The 18,372-nt window shown below is 61.1% G+C and carries 14 protein-coding genes and 2 pseudogenes; 9 read left to right on the plus strand and 7 right to left on the minus strand.

Going from position 1 to position 18,372, the window contains the following annotated elements; genetic code table 11:
• Positions 1-35: 35 nt before the first annotated feature.
• From ACTG2B_RS08355 to ACTG2B_RS08365, 3 genes are all read right to left on the minus strand, one after another.
• Positions 36-1,358, minus strand: a complete 1,323-nt coding sequence (locus tag ACTG2B_RS08355) for a Na+/H+ antiporter family protein (RefSeq protein ID WP_005361308.1) — start codon at positions 1,356-1,358, stop codon at positions 36-38.
• Positions 1,359-1,631: 273 nt separating this feature from the next.
• Positions 1,632-2,309, minus strand: coding sequence for a ribonuclease T (gene rnt, locus ACTG2B_RS08360; RefSeq protein ID WP_005333780.1), 678 nt, complete (start codon positions 2,307-2,309; stop codon positions 1,632-1,634).
• 99 nt (positions 2,310-2,408) lie between these two features.
• Positions 2,409-3,152 (minus strand): phosphatase PAP2 family protein, encoded by a 744-nt coding sequence (locus ACTG2B_RS08365; RefSeq protein ID WP_439995511.1) that lies wholly within the window; start codon positions 3,150-3,152, stop codon positions 2,409-2,411.
• A gap of 247 nt (positions 3,153-3,399) precedes the next feature.
• On the opposite strand from ACTG2B_RS08365, the gene ACTG2B_RS08370 reads away from it, so the two are divergent.
• From ACTG2B_RS08370 to ACTG2B_RS08410, 9 genes and pseudogenes are all read left to right on the plus strand, one after another.
• The gene (locus ACTG2B_RS08370) at positions 3,400-4,521 is read left to right on the plus strand and encodes a 4-phosphoerythronate dehydrogenase (protein WP_439995512.1); all 1,122 of its coding nucleotides are present in this window, start codon (positions 3,400-3,402) and stop codon (positions 4,519-4,521) included.
• A 193-nt stretch (positions 4,522-4,714) separates the two neighbouring features.
• Positions 4,715-5,731: an aspartate-semialdehyde dehydrogenase gene (locus ACTG2B_RS08375; RefSeq protein WP_421346725.1), complete on the plus strand. Its 1,017-nt coding sequence runs from the start codon at positions 4,715-4,717 to the stop codon at positions 5,729-5,731.
• A 271-nt stretch (positions 5,732-6,002) separates the two neighbouring features.
• Positions 6,003-8,205: pseudogene (locus tag ACTG2B_RS08380) on the plus strand (FimV/HubP family polar landmark protein).
• A gap of 200 nt (positions 8,206-8,405) precedes the next feature.
• The gene (gene truA, locus ACTG2B_RS08385; RefSeq protein WP_420938528.1) at positions 8,406-9,215 is read left to right on the plus strand and encodes a tRNA pseudouridine(38-40) synthase TruA; all 810 of its coding nucleotides are present in this window, start codon (positions 8,406-8,408) and stop codon (positions 9,213-9,215) included.
• A 119-nt stretch (positions 9,216-9,334) separates the two neighbouring features.
• Positions 9,335-10,198: an acetyl-CoA carboxylase, carboxyltransferase subunit beta gene (accD, locus tag ACTG2B_RS08390; RefSeq protein ID WP_005333765.1), complete on the plus strand. Its 864-nt coding sequence runs from the start codon at positions 9,335-9,337 to the stop codon at positions 10,196-10,198.
• A 2-nt stretch (positions 10,199-10,200) separates the two neighbouring features.
• Positions 10,201-11,460 carry a bifunctional tetrahydrofolate synthase/dihydrofolate synthase gene (folC, locus tag ACTG2B_RS08395; RefSeq protein WP_439995513.1) on the plus strand — a complete coding sequence of 420 codons (1,260 nt, stop codon included), beginning with the start codon at positions 10,201-10,203 and terminating at the stop codon, positions 11,458-11,460.
• A gap of 74 nt (positions 11,461-11,534) precedes the next feature.
• The gene (gene dedD, locus ACTG2B_RS08400; RefSeq protein ID WP_005352757.1) at positions 11,535-12,335 is read left to right on the plus strand and encodes a cell division protein DedD; all 801 of its coding nucleotides are present in this window, start codon (positions 11,535-11,537) and stop codon (positions 12,333-12,335) included.
• A gap of 171 nt (positions 12,336-12,506) precedes the next feature.
• The gene (locus tag ACTG2B_RS08405; RefSeq protein ID WP_439995514.1) at positions 12,507-12,824 is read left to right on the plus strand and encodes a heavy metal-binding domain-containing protein; all 318 of its coding nucleotides are present in this window, start codon (positions 12,507-12,509) and stop codon (positions 12,822-12,824) included.
• 252 nt (positions 12,825-13,076) lie between these two features.
• Entirely contained in the window at positions 13,077-13,679 is a 603-nt protein-coding gene (locus ACTG2B_RS08410; RefSeq protein ID WP_439995515.1) for a hypothetical protein, read from the plus strand.
• Positions 13,680-13,779: 100 nt separating this feature from the next.
• Here the strand turns inward: ACTG2B_RS08410 and cysG are convergent.
• The 4 genes and pseudogenes from cysG to asrA form a co-directional block, all read right to left on the minus strand.
• Positions 13,780-15,171: pseudogene (gene cysG / locus ACTG2B_RS08415) on the minus strand (siroheme synthase CysG).
• A 197-nt stretch (positions 15,172-15,368) separates the two neighbouring features.
• Entirely contained in the window at positions 15,369-16,379 is a 1,011-nt protein-coding gene (gene asrC / locus ACTG2B_RS08420) for a sulfite reductase subunit C (protein WP_058056676.1), read from the minus strand.
• Positions 16,380-16,390: 11 nt separating this feature from the next.
• On the minus strand, positions 16,391-17,230 hold the full coding sequence (gene asrB / locus ACTG2B_RS08425; protein WP_139740358.1) for an anaerobic sulfite reductase subunit AsrB: 840 nt from the start codon (positions 17,228-17,230) through the stop codon (positions 16,391-16,393).
• 1 nt (position 17,231) lies between these two features.
• Complete coding sequence (gene asrA, locus ACTG2B_RS08430) at positions 17,232-18,290, minus strand: anaerobic sulfite reductase subunit AsrA (RefSeq protein ID WP_040066436.1); 1,059 nt, start codon at positions 18,288-18,290, stop codon at positions 17,232-17,234.
• Positions 18,291-18,372 lie beyond the last annotated feature (82 nt).

Genomic DNA, 18,372 nt, shown 5'->3' on the forward strand with positions numbered 1-18,372 from the left:
ATTGTGATGTGCAGAGGTCGCAGCCCGAGGGGCTATCAGAGCACCATGGCGGCAATCCAGCCGAAGATCACCAGCGGGATGTTGTAGTGAATAAAGGTGGGCACCACGCTGTCCCAGATATGGTCGTGCTGACCATCTGCGTTGAGGCCGGAGGTGGGGCCCAGCGTCGAGTCGGAGGCCGGTGAACCCGCATCCCCTAGCGCGCCAGCGGTACCGACCAAGGCGATGATCGCCATCGGTGAGAAGCCAAGCTGCAGGCAGAGCGGCACATAGATGGTGGCGATGATGGGCACGGTGGAGAAGGAAGAACCGATCCCCATGGTGATGAGCAGACCCACCAGCAGCATCAGGAAGGCGGCGATGCCTTTGTGCTGGCCGATGCCTGAGGCAACCACCTGAACCAGAGAGTCGACCCCGTGGGTTGCCTTCATCACCGCGGCAAAACCGGCGGCGGAGATCATGATGAAGCCGATCAGCGACATCATCCGCACCCCCTGAGTGAAGGCATCTTGGCTTTCGCGAAACTTGATGACGCCGCCGCAGGTGAAGATGACAAAACCGGCCAGTGCACCCAGTACGATGCTGTTGGTCATCAGTTGCAGCCCCAGCGCCACGCCAATGGCCAGCAGAGCCACCCAGATGTGGGTAAGGTTGAGCTCGACCGCTTCGGGCTCGGCATCCAGGATCTTGGCCAGATCGTACTGGCGCGGTTTGCGATAGCTGATGAATACCGCAATCAGCAGGCCCAGTACCATACCGGCGACCGGAATGGCCATCGCCAGCGGGATCTGGCTGGTGGTGATGGGCACGCCGTTATCGATCAGGTTCTTGGCCAGAATGTTGTTCAGGAAGATGCCGCCAAAGCCGACCGGCAGCACCATGTAGGTGGCGGTCAGGCCAAAGGTGATGACACAGGCCACCTGACGACGGTCGATCTGCATCTGCGCCATCACATGCAGCAGCGGCGGGATCAGGATGGGAATAAAGGCGATGTGAACCGGGATCAGGTTCTGGGAGGAGATCGCCACGGCCAGTACGGAAGAGAGCAGCAGGGTTTTGACCCACATGATGCGGGTCGAGCTGGCATCCTTGCCCAACTGGTTGATCACCTTGCGGGCCAGCAGGTCGGTGATCCCGGAGCGGGAGATGGCAACCGCAAAGGCGCCCAGCATGGCGTAGGAGAGAGCAATCTCGGCGCCACCGCCCAGACCACCGCTGAAGGTGGTGAGGGTATCGGTCAACGACAGCCCACCGACCAGGCCGCCAGCAATGGCCCCCAGCGCCAGCGAGACCACCACATTGATCCGCAGCAGACTGAGCACCAGCATCAGCCCGACTGCGATAACAACTGGATTCATTTGATTTCCTTATAGTTTGTTATTGCTGTCTGTCATGTGAAGGGGAGTTAGTTTGCGAAAAATGTGACAAATGTCGAGAAAAAAATCAGTCAAACCCCTCATATCGCAGCAGCATGTGGCACAAGGTTGCTCAACATGAGGGTTTGTGACCTGTTTGTCTCCGTGCATCCCGTGTGCAGCGGTGGATAGTGACGTTGATGGCGATTTCCGGTGCGCCGTGCAATCAATCATTTCCCCAAAAAGCGAAGGCTGCCAGTGGCAGCCTTCATCCGTTTATTCTTGCCCCTCATCGTCGGCAGGAGCATCGGTTGTGTCATCATCCGGATGCGCTGGCGGCCAACCCCCCATGCTCTTCCAGCGGTTGACGATATGACAGAAGAGCTCTGTGGTGCGTTCGGTGTCATAGAGGGCAGAGTGCGCCTCTTTATTGTCAAACGGAATGCGGGCGCTCTGGCACGCTTTGGCCAGCACGGTCTGCCCCAGCGCCAATCCGGAGAGAGCAGCGGTGTCGAAGGTGGCAAACGGGTGGAACGGATTGCGCTTGAGGCCAGCGCGCTCGGCGGCAGCCATCACGAAGCCGTGATCAAAGGTGGCGTTGTGGGCCACTATGATGGCGCGGCCGCAATCCTGCTCCTTCATCCCCTTGCGGATCCCCTTGAAGATCTCGGTCAGCGCCTCTTTTTCCGAGACAGCGCCACGCAACGGGTTGTAGGGGTCGATGCCGGTGAACTCCAGCGCAGCCTTTTCCAGGTTGGCCCCTTCGAAGGGCTCGACATGAAAGTGGAATACCTGATCGGGAACGAGCCAGCCCTGCTCATCCATTTTCAGGGTGTAAGCCGCGATTTCGAGCAGGGCATCGGTCTTGGCGTTGAACCCGGCTGTTTCAACATCGATGACGACGGGGTAAAAACCACGGAAACGGCCCTTGAGGGTATGAACTGCGTCGGTCATGGGATCTCGGTCGGGATAAAATGAGGCGGCATTATGGCAAAAAAGCACAGGCTTGTCCTCCCATCCCACGCAGGATACCGCGGCAAGGTGGCGCTCGATTTAATATCTGTGCAGCCACCAGCGGGCGGCAATCAGCGCCGTGAGCGTGCCCAACAGGGCGCTGGCCAGCACATCCACCGGCCAATGCATTCCCATTACCATGCGCGACAGACCAACCCCCAGCGCCCACAACGGCAGCAGCCAGACGCCTGTGGGGGCGCGGGCAAGCCAGATAAGGCCAAAGAACTGGGCCAGGCTGATGGCGGCGATGCTGTGGCCGGAGGGGAAGGCGTAGTTCACCTCGGCCTGCCAGTGGTGGCCGAGCCACTCTGGCAGGGCCAGCAACTGGCTGGCGGCGTGAACCTGTTCACTGCGCACATCGACGCTACTGGCGTAGAAGTGCTTGATGGCCGGGATCAGCGACTGACTCTCCAGCCAGAGCAGATAGGGTCTGGGCTCTTCGGTCAGGTGTTTGATCAGGCTTTTGAGCACCCAGTCGCTGGCGAGCAGGGCTGCCAGCGCGCATCCCAGCGCAATGAAGGGGGTCAGCTCCAGTTTCAGTTTGTAGCGGGTCAGCAACAGCAAGAGGGCGCCACTGACCCCGATCCCGGGAATATCGACCATGCGGGTGAGGGCGTATGACCACCATAGCCAGCCTGATTGCAGGGAGCCGGTCAGAAAAGGCTGCCAGGGCAGGGTGGCGAGCAGCAGCAGGGGCAGGATTAACAGGGCAGTGAAGCCAAGCACCTGACTGCGGGTGAGTGAAGCGGTTGACATTGGGAGCGATGAAGCGTGTGGCGGCATGGTGGGTATGGGCGATCGCGAAAAAGAGGGGCATTGTGCCACCGTGATATGCCCGGACAAAGCCGAGCAGCACGTTTGTTACCTCTGCTTACACATTTGTGGCGATATCCTCTGTTTGAGCGGGCGGATGGAGCGGCTGCCGCGCAATGTGGCCCCGTTTCGCGCCGGATTGCATCACAGGCTGAAATCTCGGGCGGCTTTGCGCTAGAATGGCGCCCCCGTGGCGGTTGTGACCAAAGAGAGCCCGATGAAGATAGTCGTTGATGAGAATATGCCCCATGCCGTGGAGCTGTTTGCCGAATTTGGCGAGGTGGTCGCCTTGCCCGGACGGCAGATGCAGGCCTGCGATCTGCTGGATGCCGATGTGCTGCTGGTGCGTTCGGTCACCCGCGTCAACGGCGATTTGCTGGCGACCAGCCCCAAACTCGGGTTTGTCGGCACCGCCACCATAGGCACCGACCATGTGGACAAGGCGCTGCTGGCAAGCCGCAATATTCCCTTCTTCAGCGCCCCCGGTTGCAACAAGTATTCGGTGGGGGATTATGTGCTCTCCGCCCTGCTGGTGCTGGCGGAGCGTTATGAACTCGACCTCTCGGCCATGACTTTGGCGGTGATTGGCGCGGGCAATACCGGCGAGTGTGTGGCTGGCAAGGCCCAAGCGCTCGGCATGCGGGTACTGCGCTGCGATCCACCCAAGGCGCGTAATACCCCCGATGCGGGCTTTGTCGATTATCAGACCGCTCTTGGTGCCGATATCGTCAGCTTCCATGTGCCCATTACCCGTGAAGGGCAGGATGCCACCTACCATCTGCTCGATGCCGAACAGATTGCCGCGCGCCCTGCCGGGCAGATCCTGATCAATGCTTCCCGGGGCGAGGTGTGGGATAACCGTGCCCTGCTGGCACGCCAGCTGAGCGATAAGCCTTTACGACTGGTGATGGATGTGTGGGAGAACGAGCCTGAGCCACTGGCTGCGCTGGTGCCCCATACCGAGATTGCCACTCCCCATATCGCTGGTTACAGCCTGGAGGGGAAGGCGCGCGGCACCTGGATGCTCTATCAGGCGCTCTGCCAGCAGCTGGGACGCCAGCCTCGTCAGGATTTGAGTCAGCTGTTGCCTGCCCCCGATGTGCAGGCGGTGGTGCCGGGCCGCGCATTGGATCAGGCGTTGATCAAGCAGCTGGTGCATCTGGTTTATGACGTGCGTCGCGATGATGCCCGTTTCCGGGCCCGACTCGGCTTGCCCGGTAGCTTTGACGAGCAGCGCAAACACTACCCCGAGCGCCGTGAACTATCCTCCTTGCAGGTTGAGGGGGCGTTTGCCGACCAAGCGCTGGGCGAGCTGGGATTTGCGCTGTCAGGCCCCTGAATCGGGGACTAGGCGTTGGAAGATAACCGGAAGGGGTGAGCCGTACTGGCTACCTCGCCCCCATTTTTTACTGAGCTGGCGCAGATACTACTGCGCCGGCTCAGCCATATCAGGCTGCGTCATCTCGCCGTGCGGGAGCCAGCCGACCATGGCGCCACCCGGCGCCATTGCAGCATTATCAGAGGAGAACAGAATGAGCCAGCAGTTTAACGTAGCGGTATTGGGTGCCAGCGGCGCCGTGGGTCAGGCGATGATCGAGATCCTGGAAGAGCGCGAATTTCCGGTAGCGACCCTCTATCCGCTGGCTTCCAGCCGCAGCGCCGGTGATACCGTGCGCTTTGGCGGCAAGAACCTCGAGATCCTCGATGTGGAGGAGTTTGACTGGAGCCAGGTGCAGATCGCACTCTTCTCCGCCGGTGCCGAGGTCTCTGCCAAGTGGGCGCCGATTGCTGCCGAACACGGCTGCATTGTCATCGACAACACCTCCTGCTTCCGTTACGACGAAGATATCCCGCTGGTGATCCCGGAAGTGAACCCGGATGCGCTGGCCGATTTTCGCAATCGCAACATCATCGCCAACCCCAACTGCTCCACTATCCAGATGCTGGTGGCTTTGAAGCCGCTGCACGACGAAGTGGGCATTGCCCGCATCAACGTGGCCACCTATCAATCCGTATCAGGCTCCGGCAAAGAGGGGGTCAGCGAGCTGGCGGGTCAGACAGCTCATCTGCTCAACGGCCGTCCGGTAGAACCGACCCTTTATCCGCAACAGATCGCCTTTAACCTGATCCCGCAGATCGACAGCTTCACTGACAACGGCTACACCCGTGAAGAGATGAAGATGGTATGGGAAACCCAGAAGATCCTCGGCGATGCCAGCATTGCCGTGAACCCCACCTGCGTGCGGGTGCCGGTCTTCTACGGCCACGCCGAGGCGGTACACGTCGAACTGCACCAGCCGCTCGATGCCGAACAGGTCAAGGACCTGCTGCGCAATGCGCCGGGTGTGACCCTGTTTGATGACGAAGTGGACTATCCGACCCCGGTGCGTGACGCAACCGGCAAGGATGAAGTGCTGGTGGGCCGGGTACGCCAGGATATTTCTCACCCGAGTGGTATCAATATGTGGATCGTGGCCGATAACGTTCGTAAGGGCGCGGCAACCAACAGTGTACAGATTGCCGAGCTGCTGGTTCGCGACTATCTGTAAGGCTGGTCAGATGCCACAGATGCGCAGCAGGGAGTGCTGCGCATCCGGCCTGTGATCAAACAGGGGTGTGACCCATGCCGCACTCCGTCACTTCAAGATTCTGTTGCGATATCAACTGATTAAGTTTTTTCCTACACTCAGGGTCAAGTTGGGTGCTAAATGTGTCGGACTGCTGGCTTGCCAAGCGAGCCTGATTTATATTGAACCGACTGTTTTGGGGTAACTATCCAGATTTTTCAATGTGATAGGGCCGTCATACGAAGGAACGAATATGGGACATTCCCGCATAACATTGGCAACGCTACTCGCATTGGGTCTGCTGGGCACCGTCCAGGCTGAAGACTCGGCGCGGGAGCCTTTTTTTGTCGAGCTAAAAGGCCCTGACGAACCCGCACCTCCCGCCGTCAATTCCCAGCCGCTGGCGCAGCCGGTCGCCAGACCCGTCGCACAACCGGTGCGTACAACCGCCCAGCCGGTGGTGCGTCAGGTCACTGCCAATGCCGGTAGCTATGGCCCTGTTCGTCCGACCGATACCCTATGGAGTCTGGCGAGCAAATATCGCCCCTCCAATCGGGTCAGCGTCTACCAGACCATGGTGGCGATTTACGAGAAAAACCCCCGCAGTTTCGCCGATGGCAATATCAACCACATTCTGGTGGGATCCCGCATTCTGCTGCCGACCGCGGCCGAGGCGAGCGTCATCACTGATGCCGAGGCCCGCGCCAAGTTCCGTAGCGACAACGCCAGCTGGAAGGGGTTAAGCCCCAAATATCTGGCTGACAAGCAGGCCCATACCGCCAAGCCGGCTGCCGCCAAACCCGCGAAGGTGGAAGCCGCCAAGACCGAGCCGGTGAAGGCTGCGCCTGCGCCGCTGCCAGTGGCGAAAGCCGCCCCCATTCCAGCCCCGGTGGTGGCACCGCAACCGGCGGCTGAAACCAAAGAAGTGGCCAAGGTGAGCGAGCCTGCGCCGAAAGAGGCGGTAGCACCTGCTCCTAGCGCTGCAGAAGGCACCACCCCGGCGCCTCTGCCTTCCGATCTGGATAAACCGGTGGGCAAACCGGCTACCGAGATGGCGCTGGCACTGGAAGATGCCAATGCCCAGCTCGGCCAGGTGACCGAGATGAACCACAGGCTCAAGCTGCGTCTGCAATCCCTGACCGAAGAGGTAGAGACCCTCAAAGCCCAGCTGCAGGATCAGACCGCGCTGCAAAAAGATTGCCGAGCTCAAGGCGCAACCGGTCCCGCCGGTGGCAGCCGAGCCTGAGCCTGAGAAAAACTGGTTGATGGATCTGCTCTCCTCACCGCTCAACCTCGCCATGATCATTCTGCTGCCGGTGCTGCTGGTATTGGCGCTGGTGACCCTGTGGCTGCGTGCCCGTGCCCGTCGAGAGCTGGAAGAGCAGGAGAAGAGCCTCTCCGAATCCACCGCCATGATGATGGATCAGGAGCAGAGCGAGTTTGATGATCTGCTGAGCGTCGATGTGACCGACAACGAGCCGGTGCGCCCGGTGCCGGATCTCAACACCCCGGATGGCTTTATGCCGATGGAGCCTGACGAGCCGGCCGCCAAGCCGGATGTCGATCTGGTGTTCAGCGACGAGGGCGAGATGGAGCTGCAGGGCTTCGAGCCTGAGCGGATGGCGGCCCAGCCAGCCAGTCGTGACCCGGATCTGGTGCCGGATCTCGATCTCTCGCTGGATGAGCCCATTGCGCTTGCCAACGAGCCCGCCATGGATCTGGCCAGCGAGTTCAACCCCAAGCCCAAGACCGCTGACGAGATCATGAGCGAAGAGGAGCTGCAGGCAGCCCTGTTTGCCGAGCTGGATGCGGATCTCTCCGCCGACCTCGAGCCCGATTTGAGCTCCATCGACGAAGTCGGTGCCGCTGACGACGATCTGGCCAGCTTCGATCTCGGCGATTTCGACAGTGCCCTCGACGAGCCTGCTGCTGGCAAAGATGATAACGCCATTGATCTCAGTGCCGCAGAGGACGCTGACGAGAGTGCGGATGCCATGCTGGCCGAGCTCGGTCTTGAGCCTGTCAAGGCGAAGGAAGCCGAGCTGGATCTGGAGTGGGATCCCAACGAGTTGGCGCTCTCCGATTTCGAAGATGCGTTCGCCGAGGTGGAGTCTCATCCGGCAGATGTTCAACCCCGTGAGCAGGCGCAAGAGAGCGGCTACGTCGAGATCGACAAGCTGCTAGCCGAAGCGGATGCCACCGCGCCGGAGCAGGAGCCGTATCAGGGCTTCTCGCTGGATGTGGGGCTGGATGGCTTCCCCGAGGTGCTGCCGGAATCCACCGGATTTGACGTGGATGCCGACGACGGCGGTGTGGGTGCCAAGCTGGATCTGGCCCGTGCCTACCTCGAGATTGATGACAAGGATAGCGCCCGCGAGCTGCTGCAAGAGGCGGCGGAGCAGGGCAGCGATCATCAGCGTGCCGAAGCCGAGAAGTTGCTCAAGCGGTTGGGCTAAAGCATCTCCCATTACGGGAGCAGCAAAACGGGGGCAGCCAGCAGGCTGCCCTCTTCTTTTGGCGATTTGTTATGGGGGGATCATGGCCGCGCAGGTTCGCAATCCAGGCCAATTGCGCGCGTGGTGGGACTTTTCGGGCTGAGCGCGTATAATCCGCCCCGTTTCTTTCACTGCGTTTTCACAACAAGACAAGTTTATCCATGCGAATTGCCCTAGGTATTGAATATGACGGCAGCCGGTATTTCGGCTGGCAGCGTCAGCGTGAAGTGATCAGCGTGCAGGCTGAACTGGAGACGGCTTTGAGCCGGATTGCCAACCACCCTGTCTCCATCCAGTGTGCCGGGCGCACCGATGCCGGTGTCCACGCCACCGGTCAGGTGATCCACTTCGATACCGAGGCGAACCGTGCCGAAGGGGCTTGGACCCTGGGGCTCAATTCCAACCTGCCGCCGGATATCGCCGTGCGCTGGGTCAAGGAGGTGGACGAGAGCTTCCACGCCCGCTTTAGCGCCACCGCCCGTCGCTACCGCTATATCATCTACAACCACAACTACCGGCCGGCGATCCTCGGCAGTGGCGTCAGCCACTACCACGAGACCATCGATGCCGAGTTGATGCACCGGGCAGGCCAGAGCTTGCTGGGGGAGCACGACTTCAGCACCTTCCGTGCCGTCGCCTGCCAATCCAACACCCCGTGGCGCAATGTGACCCATCTGTGTGTCAGCCGCTCCGGCCCCTACATCGTGCTCGACATCAAGGCCAACGCCTTCCTGCACCATATGGTGCGCAACATCACCGGCTCCCTGCTGCTGGTGGGGCAGGGGCTCAAACCGGTGGAGTGGATTGCCGAGGTGCTGGCTGCCAAGGATCGCAATCTGGCCGGGCCGACCGCCAAGGCCGGTGGCCTCTATCTGGTCGACGTGGATTACCCGGCCGAGTTTGCTCTGCCGCAGTTGCCGCTCGGCCCGCTGTGGCTGCCCGACTCGGCACCGGGTACGACCAGTTTTTAGTAACTGCGCCCGAAAAATTGTGGTTTAATGACCCGTCATTTGTTGCCATCGAGCTATTAAGTCATTGAACAATCTAGGCTCGATGCGTTTTGTCAGGCACAAAAGCATTAAGGAATTCCATGAGCTGGCTTGAGAAGATTCTTCCCAAGAGCAAGATCACTGCGCCCCGTCGTCACAACATTCCGGAAGGGGTGTGGACCAAGTGCAGTGCTTGTGAACAGGTGCTCTACCGGGCAGAGTTGGAGCGCAACCTCGAAGTGTGCCCCAAGTGTGATCATCATATGCGTATCAGCGCCCGCGCCCGTCTCGAGAGCTTCCTCGATGAGCAGGGTCGTACCGAGATCGGTGCCGAGCTGGAGCCGCAGGATGTACTGAAATTCAAGGATTCCAAGCGCTACAAGGATCGTTTGTCTGCCGCTCAGAAAGAGACGGCGGAGAAAGATGCGCTGGTGGTGATGAAAGGGACCCTCAAAGGGGTACCGGTTGTCGCCTGTTCGTTCGAGTTCTCCTTCATGGGTGGCTCCATGGCCTCCGTGGTCGGTGCCCGCTTCGTGCGTGCCGTCGAGGAGTGCATCAAGGAAGGCCGCGGTCTGGTCTGCTTCTCCGCCTCTGGTGGTGCTCGTATGCAGGAAGCGCTGTTCTCCCTGATGCAGATGGCCAAGACCAGTGCAGCGCTGGACCGACTCACCAAGGCGGGCCTGCCCTATATCTCCGTGCTGACCGACCCCACCATGGGTGGCGTCTCTGCCAGTCTGGCGATGCTGGGTGACATCAACGTGGGCGAGCCCAAGGCGCTGATCGGCTTTGCCGGCCCGCGCGTTATCGAGCAGACCGTGCGCGAGAAACTGCCGGAAGGCTTCCAGCGCTCCGAGTTCCTGCTGGAAAAGGGTGCCATCGATATCATCATCGATCGCCGTGAAATGCGTAACCGTCTGGCCAGCCTGCTCGCCAAAATGCTGAATACTCACGTCATCGAAGAGTGAAGATGAGTTCAAACATGCAACAATCCCAAAGCCGGTCGCTTGTCGACTGGCTTTCTTATTTGGAGCAGATCCATCCGGTCAATATCGACATGGGGCTGGATCGGGTCGGTGCCGTTGCCCGGCGTATGGGGCTTACCCAGCTGCCGTTCAAGGTGATCACGGTGGCGGGTACCAACGGCAAGGGCTCCAGCTGTGCCATGGCGGCCAGCATTCTGATGGCCGCAGGCTACAAGGTCGGCGTCTACTCCTCGCCCCATCTGCTGCGCTTTACCGAGCGGGTGCGGGTCAACGGCCAGGAGCTGTCCGACAGCGATCACTGCGCCGCTTTTGCCGAAGTGGAAGCGGCGCGTGGCGAGATAGCGCTCACCTTCTTCGAGTTCGCCACCCTGGCTGGCTTGTGGCTCTTCTGCCGCGCCGCCCCCGATGTGCTGCTGCTGGAAGTGGGACTGGGTGGTCGGCTCGACGCCACCAATGTGGTGGAGTCCGATGTGGCGATGATCACCTCCATTGCCCTCGATCACTGCGACTGGCTGGGTGATACCCGCGAAGCAGTGGCGGTGGAGAAGGCTGGGGTCTATCGCGCTGGCAAGCCCGCCATCAGCGGTGAGCCTAATCCGCCCGCGACTATTGCCAGCGAAGCCCAGCGTCTTGGCGCCAACCTGCGTCAGGTCGGTATCGATTTTCGTGGCGATGAGCACGAGAGCGGTTGGGATTATCACGGCCTCAACCAGTGGCGGGATCTGCCAAAACCGGCGCTGCCGCTGATGAACGCGGTGACCGTGCTGGCGGCGCTGGAGTCCCTCGGCTTGCCGCTGCCGGAGTCCGCCATTCGTGACGGGCTTGCCAATGCCCGGCTGGCTGGCCGGATGCAGCAGTTGCAAAGTGCGCCTCTGGTGATCGTCGATGTAGCCCACAACCCCCATTCGGCGGCCTATCTGGCAGCTCAATTGCGCAAGAAGCCCTGCGCGGGTGTGCGCCGCGCCGTGGTCGGCATGCTCAAAGACAAGGACATGGCGGGCTCCCTTGCCGAACTCGATGGTTTGATTGGCGAGTGGTATCTGGCCAGTCTCACTGGCCCGCGCGCCGCCACTGCTGCGCAACTGGCTGCGGCGCTGGGGGAGGGAAAGGGCCCTGCCAGAGAGTTTGATGATGTCAGCGCCGCTTATCAGGCAGCGTTGGCCGCATCGAGTCCGGACGATATGGTCATTGTGTTTGGTTCGTTTTACACTGTCGCCGACATTCTGGCGGGTGTCGCCGTCTAGGCCACACCCCGGCTCCCCAGCCTTCCGGCGGGGAGCCAAATCGCATATTGAGTTACGTAAAGGTAGGATTCAACTTGGCCTCGAAGTTTCAAAACCGTCTGGTGGGCACCGTCATCCTGGTGGCCCTGGTTGTTATTTTCCTGCCGGACTTGTTGGATGGTCACAAGCTGGCACAAAAGGAGGAGGCCTTTGCCAAGATCCCGCTGCGCCCCGAGCTGGAGCCTGCCAAGCCTGCGCTGCAGGTCTCGGCAGCCAGCAGCCTGCCCGCCGATCATCTGGCCAGCCAGCAACAGGCCTCTGCGGCCCAACAGTGGCAAGTGGAAGAGGTGGCTGACCCCATGACCCTCGCCGGCCAGGGCAACGGTGCGCAGCCGGCGACAACCCCTGCCGCACCGGCGCCGGTCCAGCCGCAGCAGAATGCCCAACCCAAGCCACAGCCCAAGCCGGAAGTGGTGGCCAAAAAACCGGTCGAACCGCCCAAGCCAGCACCCAAGCCGACGCCAGCCAAACCGGTTGAAGTGGCCAAGGCGCCCGCACCGGCCAAGCCGCAGGCGGGTCAGATCAAGTCCCTCGACGACCTGATTGAAAGCAAGATGACCCAGCCGACCACTCCCGCGCCTGCTGCGGCACCGGCCCAGGGCAGCTGGATCCTTCAGCTTGGCGCCTTCAAGAACGTCGACAGCGTCAACGCGCTGGTGAGCAAGCTGCGGGCGGCGGGCTACTCTGCCCATACCTCGCCGCGCACACCGGTGCAGGGTCAGCTCAACCGTGTCTTTATCGGACCGGATGTCTCCAAGGCCAAACTGCAGGGGATGCAGGGGCGGATCTCCCAGATGACCGGCCTCAGTGGCTCGGTGGTCTCTTACAATCCGTGACGGCTTGCCGTTGGCAATGGCCCTCTGAAAAAAACACCGCGCCCCGTGCGCGGTGTTTTTTTTATCTGGCTGTCGTGATTTTTAAGGACGGCGTCGTACAGGCCACCCCCGGTTGGGATTTTCGGGCAGTTGGGGTAGTCTGAGCCCTTCTGCTACTCACAGGAGTTCAAGATGATCCTCTCGACGACCCCCACGCTGGAAGGCAAAAGCATTCGTGAATACCGCGGCATCGTGCTTGGCGAAGCCATTCTCGGCGCCAACATTTTCAAGGATCTCTTTGCCGGGATCCGCGACATCATCGGCGGCCGCTCCGGCGCCTATGAAAAAGAGCTGGCCCGTGCCCGCGAGATCGCCTTCGATGAGCTGAAAGAGCGTGCCGCCGCCCTTGGCGCCAATGCGGTGGTCGGCATCGATATCGACTACGAGGTGGTGGGGCAAAATGGCAGCATGCTGATGGTCAGCATCAGTGGCACCGCCGTGGTGGTCTGATAGGGCTCCAGCGTCTTCATGGGCAATGAGCCGATAACCGGGTTATCGGCTTTTTTATTGCCTGTCTGATACGTGGCGGCTGGCGGGAATATTTCTTAACCCATTGATTTTAAATGTTTATATTTATTAATAATTCCACTGACCGGTTTTATTTTTTTTAACTGGGTGGCCCGAGAGGGCCAAGCTAGAGTGCCGCCATCAGGAACGACACCGCTCACGGACGAGGTTCTCTTCTCTTGAAGGCGTATCACTATGAATCAAAAACCTGCTCTGCTGACCCTTGTCATCTTGGCCATGACAGCCCATGCCGGCAGTGCCCTCGCGGCGCAGCCCAATTTCAGCGCCACTTGTCCCACCGACATCCGGGTCAAGTCACAAGGGGGCAACGTCTTTATCAATGGCAAGAAGGCGACCCTGAAAACACTGGCGCCCGCCGCCTATTCGGCCACAAACGGCAAGGTGGTCATCGGGATCACCTTCGATCTGCCCGCCAGCGAACCCACCCTGGATTACGTCATCAAGCATGATCGCCGGGCTCATGGCTTTTGCACCGTGCACGCCTGGTCGGCGGGCAAGGCCGCCGCACTGCCTATGGCCAAGGGGGACTCGCCCTATCAGGGCAAGTGGATCGCCAAAAACCGCGAGACCGGCGCCACGGTGGCCAATATTCAGGTGGATGGCAAGGAGCAGGTGTGGGTCAACGGAGTCAAGGTGAAGGCGAAACGGGCCGATGGCGCGCTGCAGTTTCGTCAGGGCACCATCCTCTACACCTTGCAGGGGGATCCGCGTATTCGCGATGAGAGCGACTGGAATGACAGCGATGTTCAGAACACCGGCCCCATCCGGCTCGAGTAACAGACGCGCCGTGCCACGGCTTGGTCATTGATGCAAAAAACAGAGAGCGGCATGGCCGCTCTCTGTTTTGTTGTCTCTATTGGGTGATAGCCGTGCGGGGTTAGATGCCGTGGATGGCGTTGGCTTCCCCATACCAGTCCAGCTTGTCGGCCAGAGTGACCACCGAGCCGATGATGATGAGGCTCGGGCTCTTCACCTGACGGGCCAGTTCGGCCAACTGCTGCAGCTCGCCGCGCACCACCCGCTGACTGAGCTGGGTGCCTTGTTCCACCAGCGCCACCGGGGTGTGACCGGGCATGCCGTGGGTTTGCAGCGCATCCTGAATGCGGGCGGCGTGGGCCAGCCCCATGTAGAAGACCAGGGTCTGGCGTGGGGCGGCCAGCGCCGACCACTCCTAGGCGATATTGCCCTCCTTGTCGTGGCCGGTGATGAACTGCACCCGCTGGGCGTGATCGCGGTGGGTGAGGGGAATGCCGCTGTAGGCGGCGCAGCCTGAGGCTGCCGTAATGCCCGGTACCACCGAGAAGGGGATGCCCGCCTCGGCCAGGGTTTCCAGCTCCTCGCCACCCCGGCCAAAGATAAAGGGATCGCCCCCCTTGAGCCGCACCACCTGTTTGCCCAGCTGCGCTTGTTCCAGCAACAGCTGGTTGATCGCCTGCTGGGGCACGCAGTGGCGGCCCGCCTCCTTGCCGACAAAGATCCGCTCGGCATCCCGGCGAACAAGCGCCAATACCTCCTGCGAGACCAGTCGGTCATAGACCACCACATCCGCCTGCTGCAACTGCTGCAGACCGCTCAGGGTAAGCAGTCCCGCATCGCCGGGGCCGGCGCCCACCAGGGTCACGCTTCCCTTGCTCTGTGGTTGCTCATCGAGCAGCTCGGAGACGCTCTGTTCGGCAGCTTGCTGCTGGCCGCGCGCCAGCTGGCATGCCAGTCGCTCATGGCTAAAGAGCCGCTCCCAGAAGCGGCGGCGGGCTAGCTTGTCCGGAATGAGTTTGACCCGCTCGCGCAGCTTGCCCGCCAGCGCCGCGAGCTGGCCGAGGTGTTGCGGCAGCATGGCTTCGAGTTTTTCCCGCAGCTGGCGGCTTAGAACCGGCGCCGAACCTGCGCTGGAGATGGCCACCATCAGCGGCGAGCGGTCGATGATGGCGGGCATGATGGCGCTGCAGTGGGCCGGAGAGTCCACCACATTGCAGAAGATCTGGCGCAGATTCGCTTCGTTGAAGACCTGCTGGTTGACCTTGGGCTGGTTGGTGGCGGCGATCACCAACCACTTGCCATCGAGCAGTTCGGGATGAAAATCGGCGGCGCAGACGGTCAGGCGACCCTGCTCGGCCCAGCTCATCAGCTGGGGTTCCAGATGCGGGGCATTGATGGTGATCTTCGCCTTGGCATCGAGCAGCAGGCGCGCCTTGCGCACCGCCACCTCACCGCCGCCGACGATCAGGACCGGCTTGTTTTGCAGCTGACAGAAGAGAGGGAGAAAGTCCATAACAGGCTCCGGATGCTGGCCCGCTCGCAATGCCGCGCCGGGCGAGATAGCAGGGCGCGCCGTGACGCACCCCGGATGGTCGGGGGAAAGATCCCCCGACGGGAATAAAAAAGGGGAAGGGTGATCTACGCCCGGGCCAACGACAGATCCCCACCGGTGTCGGCCACTTGATCACGCTTCCCCAAACGAGGTTTTTCCTATTGCACCGCTTTGACGTGCATGTTGGCGACGTACTGATCTTCGGCCCAGAAGATACGGTCAGCGACCATGGCTTCCGGATTGAGGGTGACGCCGCGCAGCACCCGCTCCTTGAACTTGTGATAACCGGCCCGGTCGATAAGGTGACCCATGTGCAGGTAGATGGGTTTGCCATCCAGCATCTCGGCCTCGAACTCGAACAGGTTCTTGATCACCGCATGCAGCACCTCTTCGGTCACCCAGTTGAGGAACAGCTTGCCGGTACGAGGCGTCTTCTTGCTGGTGCGTCCTCCCAGCTTGACCATGTAGAGCTGCTTGGGATCCCGCTGCCAGGCCAGGGTCGGGCAGGCCAGCACGCACTCGCCACAGCCGATGCACTTGCTCTCCTCTTTGACCGCCTTGCCATGTTTGATGGCGAGGCAATCCACCGCGTGGTGGCTGCATGCCTTGACGCAGGCGCCGCAGCCGATGCAGCGCTCGGCATTGAAGTGGATTTTGGCGATGCCGAGGATGCCGAAGTCGGCCATGTTGGCCTTGGCGCAGTCGTTGGGGCAGCCGGCGATCACCATCTTGAGGTGATAGGGGTTGGGGTAGAGGTGTTTCTCCATCCGCTGGGCCAGCCCGGTGCAGTCGATATTGCCCTTCTGGCAGATGGTGTTGCCCTGACAGGCGACGATGTTGCGCCCGCCGATGGTCTGGTAACCGGCTTGGGTGTCTTCTACCTCGATGCCGCAGGTCTCCACCTCGATCTCCTTGATAAAGGGTTCGAGGGCGGCGTTGACCTTGTCCATGTCCTGATACTTGATGCCGGGCATCGCCAGCTTCTGGCGGGTGGTGAGGTGGATCAGGCCGTTGCCATACTGTTCGGCGATCTGCTGGGCCACTGCCAGCAGGTGGGCGGGCATGATCCCGCCGGGAATGCGTACGCTGATCATCGCTTCGCCGCGCACCTTGGAGAGGCGGTATTCGTTCTTGGCGCGGGCCTTGATGATGTCGATATCGAGACTCATGGTGTTCTCCCTCAGTCGATCAGATGCTGGGCCTGGTCAAAACGAAAGACCGGTCCATCCACGCAGATATAGGTGTCGCCCATCCGGCAGTGGCCACACTTGCCCACGGCGCAGGCCATGCGGCGTTCGTAGTCGACCCAGATGCGATCCTTGGGGATGCCCCGTTCGAGGAAGGCGAGCACCACGAAGCGGATCATGATGGGGGGGCCGACCACGATCACCTGGATATCCTCCTTGTCAGCGAGATCCAGCTGGTCGATGTAGTCGGTGACCCGGCCGATGCGAAACTGCTCGCTCTCCTTGCCCTCGTCCAGGGTGACGATGAGGTTCTGCTGCTCGGCCCAGAGCGGCATCTCGTGGCGATAGAGCACCGCCTGCTCGTTCTTGAAGCCGAGGATCATGTCGAGTGACTTCACCTCTTCCGGATGTTTGCTGAAGCGGCGCAGCAGCCCCTTGACCGGCGCGACGCCGGTACCGCCCGCCACCACGATGAGGTGCTGGTTGCGGTAGGTCTCCAGCGGGTAGCCGTTGCCGTGGACGCCGCGCATCCACACCTTGTCGCCCACATCGAGGGCAAACAGCGCATCGGTCACCTTGCCGACCTTGCGGATCAACAGATCCACATAGCCATCGCCATAGTCGGAGACCGAAATGGGCGCTTCGCCGACGGTGGGCAGGGAGATCTCCACAAACTGGCCGTAGTGGACATCAAAGTCGCGTGATACCCGAAAGTTCCACTCCAGCTCGGTGTGACGCTCGATGGCCAGAATGGTGTAGGCCTTGGGCAGCAGGCGGTTTTCGACCATGTCCTGCTGCGGTTCTGCTGTTGCGGTTTGCTGGCACTGGCACATATCAGTTCGCCCCCTGCGCGTTGTCGGCTGCGATGGTCTGTTCGACCACATCGGTCATCTTGTTGATGATGTTGCTAAAGGAGATGTAATGAGGGCAGCGATCGTCGCAGCGGCCACAGCCGACGCACATGTGCTCCTCTCCCTGACGGGCCTTGTAGTCGTTGACCTTGTGCAGGGCGCGATAACGCAGGCGCTCGCCATGTTTGGCGCGAAAACCGTGGCCACCTGCCATGTCGCTGAAGCCATCCACCATGCAGCTGGCCCACTGGCGACGGCGCTCGCCCTGCTGGGGGTTCTCCGCATAGGTGAGGTCGTGCACGCTGTAGCAGCTGCAGGTCGGGCAGGAGGTGGTACAGCGGCCGCAGCCGATGCAGCGGCTGTCGTACTCGGCCCAGACCGGATGGGCGGTGAGGATCTGGCGGATCCGCTGGGGGTCGTCACAGACGCTGTCCGGGGTGCGTACCTTGACCGGGTTGCTCTGGACAAACTCCGGGGTGAAGTCATCGGATTCACCGAGCTCGGCAAAGTAGCCGAGCAGCTCGGGATCCTTTACCTCGATGCGGGCACCCTCATCGCTCAGACGAATGGCGGCGGCGTAGTCCCGGGTCTCGTTGCTGCCCATGGAGACGCAGAAGCAGTTCTCGAAGCTCTCGCGGCACTCCAGCAGTACCAGCTTGAGCTTGCTGCGCAGTCTGGCGTAGTAGACGTCGCTGTTCTGGCCGTTTTTCAGGTAGACCTGATCCAGCCTGCGCAGAGCGTGGATATCACAGCTGCGCAAGAACAGCAGGGTGGGCTTGGCCTCCACCTTTGATTCGCGCAGCTCCAGATTGTCGAAGTGGAACAGGGTCTGGGTGATGGGGAGCACCACCTCTTTCGGGGAGAAGTGGGACTTCTCCTGCCACACCAGATCGGCCGGATGGCGGATGCTGTGGTAGGTGACGTTGTCGGTGTCGGAGAAGCGGCCGCCCCGATATTCGGCCGCGGGCGCCATGATCCGGTAATCGGGCAGCAGCCGCTCGAACAGCTGCGCCAGCGCGGGATGGGTGAGAAGAAACGACATAAATAAACACCTTGTATGAGGGTGAGATGCCCTGGCATAGGGATGAGGAGAGGGCCGGTCAGGGTGTCTGACACCGGTTCTG

The organism is Aeromonas sp. 30P (assembly GCF_051919805.1).
Taxonomy (GTDB): Bacteria; Pseudomonadota; Gammaproteobacteria; order Enterobacterales; family Aeromonadaceae; genus Aeromonas; species Aeromonas veronii.